The sequence below is a fragment of the Acetobacter sp. DsW_063 genome (genome assembly GCF_002153745.1).
Classification (GTDB): Bacteria; Pseudomonadota; Alphaproteobacteria; order Acetobacterales; family Acetobacteraceae; genus Acetobacter.
In genome coordinates, this window is record NZ_JOPL01000107.1 from 21,138 (window position 1) to 30,127 (window position 8,990).

The 8,990-nt window shown below is 59.6% G+C and carries 6 protein-coding genes; 1 reads left to right on the forward strand and 5 read right to left on the reverse strand.

Features of this window, described 5'->3' with window-relative positions; genetic code table 11:
- Window positions 1-13: 13 nt before the first annotated feature.
- Window positions 14-1,021 carry an NAD(P)-dependent alcohol dehydrogenase gene (locus HK28_RS12280; protein ID WP_086644836.1) on the forward strand — a complete coding sequence of 336 codons (1,008 nt, stop codon included), beginning with the start codon at window positions 14-16 and terminating at the stop codon, window positions 1,019-1,021.
- A gap of 125 nt (window positions 1,022-1,146) precedes the next feature.
- Here the strand turns inward: HK28_RS12280 and HK28_RS12285 are convergent, their stop codons facing one another.
- From HK28_RS12285 to HK28_RS12305, 5 genes are all read right to left on the reverse strand, one after another.
- Complete coding sequence (locus HK28_RS12285) at window positions 1,147-2,034, reverse strand: transporter (RefSeq protein ID WP_086644837.1); 888 nt, start codon at window positions 2,032-2,034, stop codon at window positions 1,147-1,149.
- A 221-nt stretch (window positions 2,035-2,255) separates the two neighbouring features.
- Window positions 2,256-4,439, reverse strand: a complete 2,184-nt coding sequence (locus HK28_RS12290; RefSeq protein WP_086644838.1) for a PQQ-dependent dehydrogenase, methanol/ethanol family — start codon at window positions 4,437-4,439, stop codon at window positions 2,256-2,258.
- Between the two features lie 75 nt (window positions 4,440-4,514).
- Window positions 4,515-5,984, reverse strand: a complete 1,470-nt coding sequence (gene aldA / locus HK28_RS12295; protein WP_086644839.1) for an aldehyde dehydrogenase — start codon at window positions 5,982-5,984, stop codon at window positions 4,515-4,517.
- A gap of 140 nt (window positions 5,985-6,124) precedes the next feature.
- Window positions 6,125-7,108, reverse strand: a complete 984-nt coding sequence (locus tag HK28_RS12300) for a helix-turn-helix domain-containing protein (RefSeq protein ID WP_086644840.1) — start codon at window positions 7,106-7,108, stop codon at window positions 6,125-6,127.
- A gap of 252 nt (window positions 7,109-7,360) precedes the next feature.
- Window positions 7,361-8,863 (reverse strand): amidase, encoded by a 1,503-nt coding sequence (locus HK28_RS12305; RefSeq protein WP_086644841.1) that lies wholly within the window; start codon window positions 8,861-8,863, stop codon window positions 7,361-7,363.
- Window positions 8,864-8,990: the final 127 nt, after the last annotated feature.

Below are 8,990 nucleotides of genomic sequence, written 5' to 3' on the forward strand. Positions count from 1 at the left end.
ACTGGAGAATCACATGCCTAAAGCAATTATCGTCGGCCCAGGCGGCGGCTTCGACCACGTCACCGCCGCCGAGCGTCCGGCTCCTGCGCCACGCCCCCGTGAAATAACGGTCAGGTTGCACGCCAACTCATTGAATTACCATGACTATGTAGTGGTCAGCGGCGTGTGGGGACCGACGGAACCGCGTATCCCGATGGCGGACGGCGCGGGAGAGGTGATCGCAATCGGCGAAGGCGTAAACGAGTTCGCGGTCGGCGACCGGGTGGTCAGCACGTTTTTTCCGACGTGGCTATCTGGCGCGCCGGACGTCGTGGGGTTCGCAACCGTTCCGGGCGACGGCGTGGACGGATATGCGCGCGAAGAAGTGACCGCGCCAACCACCGCCTTCACCCACGCTCCCAAAGGCTACTCTCACGCCGAGGCGGCTACGCTGACGACGGCGGGCCTCACTGCATGGCGGGCTCTGTTTTCCGACGACAATGTGAAACCCGGAGACGTCGTGCTCGTGCAGGGTGCTGGCGGCGTGTCCATTTTCGCGCTGCAGTTTGCAAAAATGGCGGGGGCGACGGTGATCGCGACTTCGTCGAGCGATGAGAAACTTGAGCGCATGCGCTCTCTCGGCGCAGACCACGTTATCAATTACCGCTCAGATCCGGTTTGGGGAGAGACCGCTCGCGCGCTGACCGGCGGCCGGGGCGTCGATCATGTCGTCGACGTTGGCGGGCCATCAACGCTGCAGCAGTCCATGGAGGCCGTGCGCGCCGCAGGCCATATTTCGGTTATTGGCATTCTGGGCGGCGTCGAAGCTCCGTTGCAGTTCGTGCCTGTACTGATCAAACAAATCCGCTTGCAGGGCGTTCTGGTTGGCAATCGCTCACAGCAGATAGAGATGATCAAGGCCATCGACGCTAATGGCATGAAGCCCATCGTCGACAAAAGCTTCCCTCTCGAGGAAATTGTCGCGGCATTTCGGTATCAAGAAAGCAATCGGCATTTCGGAAAAATCTGCCTGGAATTCTAAGAGATAGAACCCACACGAGTTTGCGCGCCTCGACTGGGCGCGCAAGGCACGGCGACAAGCGCCGAATTATCCGACTGCGTGACCGGGCAGCTTCGCGGCCGTGCGGCGGTCGCCCCAGTCAACAATTACCACAAATAGACGAACTTCATATAATATGCGTTTGTTTCCGGAACGTTTCTCCCTTCGATAGAATGCGAATACCGCATGGTCAGGGATACGCTCTTGCTCAGATTAAGCATAACGCCCACTCCGCCAGCGACTTCCCGCGAGCTGCTATCAGATACGTACATTTTCTGCGTCTTATCGTAAATCCCGGCGACGTTCTGCCAGTCAAAGGCGAAGAACGGTTCAAGCAGTTTCGTCGCTTTCCAGCTGAACCGAAGATTGGTGAAAAAACTCGTGCCCGGGGTGTAAGAGTTTTGATTTTTCAGATGCTTTGACGTTACGGAGGTCACTGCGCCAAGATCGCCGTCAAAGCTGAAATGCTTCCACTCATAGTCAAAGAGAAAGCTGGAAATATTTGACCAGTAGTGTGAAGCCGTCGCATCGCGCGTACCGGACGGTGATTGCATAAAGGTCTGAAACCCGAACGTGCTATGACTGTTTGGCTTGAACCAGGACGCAAATCCGGGAATGGTCGTGCCTAACCCACCGTAATTCGTTCCATTTGCAAGCGTGAAGCTCTCCGCCTGAATCAATTCAAAGGCGAATCCCACTTTCGGAATCGCCTCAAAGCTTCGAAAATGCACGTATTTGCTGAGGCCAACCCATGTATGGCTTCCGCCTGTCCCTCTACGACTTCCCTGACCGTCATAGGTGTTTCCAGCAGCGTTCCCGTCGCCATATTGGACGAACACGTTGAAAGGCTTGAAATCGACAGGAAGATCGTACTCATGCGGACCTATGACCGCGAAGGTTATGTCTGACGCACGGGCCGCGTTCGGGCCAAGCGCAGAAATAGCAAATCCAGCGCACGCGTAGATCGTGCGACGTTTTATAGTTACCGTGGTCATTGAAACCTGTCTCCGAGCAACGGCTCCGCTGCGACAGCGTCTGTAGCGGCCCGTAGCGGTTATTGTTTTTGTTTTTATCTCGGAAAGGATTCCGCCTTCGTCGGCTGATCTTGTCCTTTCTCTACGCGTTCAGCCCGCAGTCACAACTCAAAGACGACATCGTTTTACGTCGCCGTCCCCTTCGAAACCAATATGGCTCCGGAGGGAGACGGCAGGTAACTTTAGTCGGCTATGCTGTGCCCGTTCTTCAATTCGTCCTGAAGATCATAGGCGCGTTTGATCAGGTAGTCGTGGATCTGACCAATCTGAGTCTCGGTCAGAACATCCTTATAGGACGGCATGCCAAGACTCTGGTAAGCGCCCTGAACGATCATCGGGAACATCTGATGCTGGGCCGCCGACAGACGACGCAGATCCGGCACGACGCCACCCGAAACCGCATTGATGCCATGGCACTGCGAGCAATGACCATTGAACGTATCCTTGCCCATGGCGATATCCTCCGGCGTCCCCGCACGCGCGGGCGGCTCCGGCGTTTGCAGCGCCTTGTATTCAGCTTTCGCCAATTCAGCCGTACCGCCCAGCTTGTAGGTCAGGACCTGCGCCCATGGCTTCACGCCAGCCCGCAAGGATGCGCCGCCCGCAAATGTCGGGAACGCGCCGCCCCAGCCGACCATGAATGTCACATACTGAGCGCCATTGGCCTCATACGTGACAGGCGCGGCGATAACGCCGGATTGCGCCGGGGACTCCCACAGCTTGGTCCCGTCCTTGGCGTTATAAGCGACGACACGACCATCGGCAGTGCCTTCAAAGACCAGATTTCCAGCAGTCGACAGCGTGCCGCCATTGAAGATCGTCGTGTAGGGAACTTCCCACACTTTCTTCTGATGCACCGGATCCCATGCAAGCAGAGCGCCGGTCCAACTCTTTGCCCATTTTTCCATATCCGCCGGATCGTCCTTCATCGCGGCGGCGCCGACGCCCAGCTGATAGAAATTCCTCTTATGCTGGATGTATTTATAATCGGGCGTATCTTCGTATTCGACAGCGAATACGTGTTTCGGAATGTAGACCAGCCCGGTCGCGGGATTATACGACATCGGCTGCCAGTCATGACCACCCCAGAAACCGGGACGCACCAGAACAGGGCCCTTCTTTTCCCAGTAACTCGCATCCCCGGTGAAGACAGGGCGGCCGGTTTTCGGGTCGATCTTGCTGGCCCAGTTCACCGGCGCGTATTTTTCCGCCGAAATGAACTTTCCTGTTGCGCGATCAAGAACGTAGAAGAAGCCGTTCTTCGGCGCCTGCATGATGACCTTGCGGTTCTGCCCGTTGATGTTCAGGTCCGCGAGAATCATATGCTGGGTGGCCGTCATATCCCACGCATCGCCCGGCGTGGTCTGATAATGCCACACGTATTTTCCGGTATCGGGGTTGATCGCGACGATCGAAGACAGGAACAGATTATCGCCCTTGGCTTCTGACCGAAGCTTGTAGTTCCACATCGACGCGTTGCCCGTGCCGATATAGAGCAGGTTCAGGTCAGGGTCATACGCCATGGAGTCCCACGCAGTGCCGCCGCCGCCCTGCTCGAACCATGCTTTTCCTGTCCAGGTCTTGACGGCCATCTGCAGTTCAGGCGTTTCCTGCGGTTTGTCCGGATCGCCAGGCACCGTATAGAAGCGCCACGCCTGCTTCCCACTGTCGGCGTCGTAAGCTGTCACATAGCCACGAACGCCGTATTCCGCACCGCCGTTGCCAATGATCACCTTGCCATGGACGATACGCGGTGCGCCGGAGATGGCGTAAGAGCGATCATGATCTGCGATCGTGTCAACATCCCACACGGATTGCCCGGTCTTTGCGTCGATCGCGATCAGACGTCCGTCATTTGTTCCGACATAGACACGGCCTTTCCACACCGCCACACCACGGTTCACGGCGTCGCAGCAGAATTGCCCCGACTTGGCGCGATCTTCCTTCGGATCGAACTTCCAGAGCAGTTTTCCCGTCGCCCCATCCAGCGCATAAACGACTGCAAACGCGCCCGTGGTGTACATCACGCCATCGACGACAATCGGCGTGGCTTCGACGCCACGGTCGAAATCGAGCTTGTACTGCCAGGCAAGCCCCAGCTTGCCGACGTTGTCGCTCGTGATCTGAGTCAGGGGGCTAAACCGCTGCTCGTCATATGTCCGGCCTGTGGACATCCAGTTACCGGGTTCCTTGTCGGCGTCGATGATCCTCTGACCATCGACGTCAGCAGGCCCTGCGGCGGCCTGCGCGGAGCCCGCTGCAACGCACAGCGCCGACAGGGACGCTGCGCAGAACAGGCCAAGCTGTTTCAGACGAAAGGATGATCTACGATCAGACTTCAAATATGCCGCATTGACGACGGTCATTGTTCTTCTCCGAATGAGCCACCGCGTCAACGGCGGCTCTCTTATTATTTTTGTTTCTGACGGCGGGAAGATTCGTCAGACTTGACCCTGCATGTAGACAACGTGCGTCTCGGTGAACTCATATAATCCATGCTTGCCATCGGCGCCGCCGATTCCGGATTTCCGACGTCCGGCATGAAACCCCTGCATCGCTTCGAAGTTTTCTCGATTCACGTAAGTCTCGCCAAATTTCAATTCTCTGGTGGCTTTCAGAATGGAATTGACGTTGGTCGAATATACGGACGATGTGAGCCCGTATTCAGAATCGTTCGAAAGGGCGATCGCCTCGTCCAGACCAGACACCGCCATGACAGGCAGCACAGCTCCGAAAGTCTCGCGTTTCATCACATCCATATCGGATGTCACGCCGGAGAGAAGCGTCGGCGCATAGTGGAATCCTGCCTTCTGATCATCCACTTTCCCACCGACGACAACATGTGCGCCCGCCGCTTTCGCCTGCTCGACCATTTTGGCGATACGATCGACCGCCGCCTGATTGATGAGCGGCCCCATATCCAGCGTGCGATCTTCCGAGGGATCTCCGTAGCGAGTCGCCGCAAACAACGTGCTCAGTTTGTCGAGCAGCGGTTCGTAGACTGACTTTTCGACGTAGACGCGCTCCGCACAGTTACAGACCTGTCCTGCGTTGATCACGCGCGACGCATGAATCGCCTTGGCGGCGAGGTCGAGATCCGCATCCGCCAGGACAATGGCGGGCGCTTTCCCACCCAACTCCAGATTGACACGTGTAAGATTACGCGCCGCAGTCTCCATAATCCTGATGCCGGTCTGCACGCTTCCCGTGAAAGTCACCATGTCGACTTTCGGGCTCTCGGTGAGAGCCTGCCCGCAAACGGCGCCGGTTCCACTGACCAGATTGAAGACGCCGGGCGGAAGATCTGTCTCGGCCACCAGTTCTGCAAACTTATGCGCGTTGATCGGCGTTTCTTCGCTGGGCTTGATCACAATCGTGTTGCCGGTCAGAAGCGCCGGCCCCACCTTGCGGGCGATCATGAAAAACGGGAAATTCCAGGGGAGGATGCCTGCGACCGTGCCCAAGGGTTTGCGCAGCAGCAGGATCGTCTCGTTTACGCGGTCGCTGGTCAGCACCTCCCCTTCCAGACGACGCGCCCATTCGGCGATGTAGTCGAAGTAATCCGCTGCGAAATCGACCTCGACCTCCGCCAGCGGCTGGACCTTGCCCTGCTCCTCGACGATCGTGCGCGCGAATTCGTCACGGCGGGCGCGAATGCCTGCCGAAATTTTCCTGAGATATCCTGCACGCTGTATGGCCGGGAGCTTTTCCCACTCCCCCTGCGCCGCATTCGCAGCGGCGACAGCATCCGCGACGGTTTTCGCATCACTGGCGGGAACGTACCCGAGCAGCCGCCCGTTGGCCGGGTTTCGAACTTCGAGCGCTTCACCTGTTACGTCAACAAACTTGCCGTCGATGAAGTTGCTGTATCGAGGTTGAGCGTGTTTTTTGTCTTCTTTGTCGTGGGCCATTGGGCCTTCCTCGCATTCACTGGTCGGACGATGAATATTTGCGAGGGTTTTATCGATTTGTCGTCGGCGTCCGGCTGGCCCCGCCAGAGAAGTGGCTCACCAGAGAGCCACTTCACCCCGACTACCCACTCGTGGGCGGCTCACTCGCCCCGGAAGACGTTACGCAGTTCGTAGCGGGCGATCCTCCGCTTGAGCGTGGCCAGACTGACGCCCAGATTCCGGGCCGCCGCCGACACGTTACCATTGGTCCGGACGAGTTCACGGCGAATGACGGACCTTTCCGACGTCCCGAAATCATCATCCCCCTGCGCGACGACGTCGGACGCGCATACGCCGGAGCGCAGGCGCGCATCGGTCAGCGAGAACTGCGTACGCGCAGCCCGTGTCGCGCCGCATATCACGCCGTCTGCGTCGACCGCCAAAAGAACGCCGCCGGACTGCCCGTTCGCCGGAGGGAGGGAGATGATTTTTCGATTGGCGTAACACGCGTGAAAATGATCAATCTCGATCTGCCGCGTCGAGGAGAGCACAAGAGACGCGATCAGCGCCCGCGCCGGACTGTCCACGTCAGAACCGCATAACGAGACGTTAAACGCCCCGCCGATCTGCCCGAGGTGATCGAAAACCGGAGCCGCGAGGCAGGTCATCACAGTGTCGCGCAGAAAAAAATGCTCATCATGGCGGATCGCGATGGGCGTTTCCTCGACAAGGCATGTTCCGATGCCGTTGGTGCCTTCCCTTGGCTCGCTCCAGTCCGCTCCACGCGCCAGTCCCCAGTTACGCAGGGCATCGGCATCGTCAACGAAGGTCTCAAGCGCCACGATCACGCCGTCGGGCGTAGCGAAGCTCGTGCACACGTTGTACGGGGAGAGGATTTTGGACAGCCGCGATAACGCAGGAAAAATCCGGTCGCTGAGACTCCCCAGCTGCTCTTTCGAATCGCGCAGCTCCCGTTCGGTGAGAATACGTCGGGAGACGACGCTTTCCGGCGCGAGTCCGTAATATGACGCGCATCTATGCCACGATGCCGCTATCCGCGACCGCGCGCCGTCGCCCGCTGCGACCGCTGACCGAATTTTTGCGCCGTGCCGTTCAGGCTGGGCGCTGATATCTACCAATGTCATCCTGAGCCCTTGTGTTTTTTTATTTCAGGCTAAGTCGCTGACGTTCTTGTTTGAGACGTCCTTACTCAACGACGGACAGGGGCGCACTATCCGGTTATATCTCAACGTAACGCAAGAGGGCGCGAGAAGCCCCCGTGAAAACTTGATCATGCGCGTCCAAAAACGCTGGCGCGCCCCGCGTTACCGGCTGACGCCTGGAAGCGGGCCGACACGCAGCCAATACATCCGGCGCCCCCGCACGCTTTTCCGCGATTACTGTCCGAAGCTTCCCGCCGGCGATCTCGGCGCCCCGACTGCGCCCTCGATCAGCGCTCCCACCTGCAGCGCCGTGAGGTCATCCCCCGGTCGCCCTATGACCTGCACACCCGTGGGCAAACCGGTCGCCGAAACGCCGCTCGGAACCGACAATGCGGGCAGACGCGCAAGCAGATTGAACGCTCCCGTCATCGTCACCTCCCGTAATCGCCCATCAGCAGTCACATATCCCGGCGGCAGCAACCCATCGGCGGACGGGACATCGCGCGCCAAAGTCGGGCAAAGCAGGACGTCGCAACGCCGCAGGATCGGGGCCAGCGATCGCCACATCGTCGTGCGCATGATCTCGCCCTGCCTGTAATCAATCGCGCGTATTTGACGCCCTTCCTCGATCAGCGCGCGCATCTCGGGATCGAGTTCGTCCTCCCGCCCGGCGGCGGCCTCGCCGTAATAAAATGCCTGCCAGATGGCCCATTCGCGGTCCCACAACGCCGCATGGTCAGCGGGAAACGCGACGTCGACCGCCTCCACCTCCGCCCCCATAAGGGCGAGCGCGTTCGCCGCCGCATGCAGGTTATCGGCAATGACGGCGTCGACCTCGTAACACCCCAGATCGACTGAGACGCCGACACGCAGCCGCGCCGGATCGAGAGCCCCCACTCGTGCGGCGAAACGCTCCATCGGCGCGAAGTCGTATCCCACGTCGCCATTGCGCGGCACTCCATCGGGACCGAATCCCCCCTGCGTCACGTCGAGGAAAAGCGCGGCGTCGCGGCAGGTACGCGCAAGCGGCCCCCAATGCGACAACGGATCGAACGCATTGGGCAACCCGGTGTAGGGAATGCGCCCAAGACTCGGCTTGAAGCCAATCACGCCGCAACAACTTGCCGGGATCCGGATCGACCCACCCATGTCCGACCCTTCCGCCAGCGGTACGCAGCCGGTGGCGACAGCCACGCCCGCTCCACCGGAGCTTCCGCCAGACGTGCGGGACGGATCGTACGGATTTCGGGTTACGCCCCAAAGCGGACTGTCCGTGCGGCTTGACCACGCGAACTCGGGCGTCGTGGTCTTGGCGAGGAGAATCGCGCCCGCTTCCAGCAGGGCGCCGGCGATTGTCGCGTCATGGTCCGCGATACGACCGTCGAATAGGCGCGATCCCTCGGTCCAGATATCGCCCTTCGTCGGCGTCATATCCTTTAACGCCACCGGAACACCATGCAGAGCCCCCAGCTCGGCTCCGCTCTCGCGCGCCTCCAGTGCCTCTCGCTCGGCGACACGAGCAGCTTCCAGCGCCTCCTCCCGGCGAATGACGACAAATGCGTTGAGCTGCGACTGCACTGCCTCGGCCCGTTCCAACGCCCGTTCCACCAACACCACCGGCGAAAGCGCACCGCTGCGGATCGCGGCCGCCATCTCGGTGGCGTCCAACGCCAACGGATCATCCGGCGACGCTTCGCTCGGGAGTTTCGCGAGTTTCGAGGCGTTCTGATCCTGCATCTTCTACTCCGGCGGTTTGAGCGGCCGGGCTGACATGCACCGGAAATCCGCCGACACGCCGGATCATACGCCTGGCTGCGCAACAGCAACAGCAACAGCAACAGCAACAGCAACAGCAACAGCAACA

What these genes read in the sequence shown, in the direction of transcription:
- HK28_RS12300 (WP_086644840.1), bottom strand. Translation starts at nt 7,108, where the DNA reads ATGACATTGGTAGATATCAGCGCCCAGCCTGAACGGCACGGCGCAAAA.
- HK28_RS12290 (WP_086644838.1), bottom strand. Translation starts at nt 4,439, where the DNA reads ATGACCGTCGTCAATGCGGCATATTTGAAGTCTGATCGTAGATCATCC.
- HK28_RS12280 (WP_086644836.1), top strand. Translation starts at nt 14, where the DNA reads ATGCCTAAAGCAATTATCGTCGGCCCAGGCGGCGGCTTCGACCACGTC.
- aldA (WP_086644839.1), bottom strand. Translation starts at nt 5,984, where the DNA reads ATGGCCCACGACAAAGAAGACAAAAAACACGCTCAACCTCGATACAGC.
- HK28_RS12305 (WP_086644841.1), bottom strand. Translation starts at nt 8,863, where the DNA reads ATGCAGGATCAGAACGCCTCGAAACTCGCGAAACTCCCGAGCGAAGCG.
- HK28_RS12285 (WP_086644837.1), bottom strand. Translation starts at nt 2,034, where the DNA reads ATGACCACGGTAACTATAAAACGTCGCACGATCTACGCGTGCGCTGGA.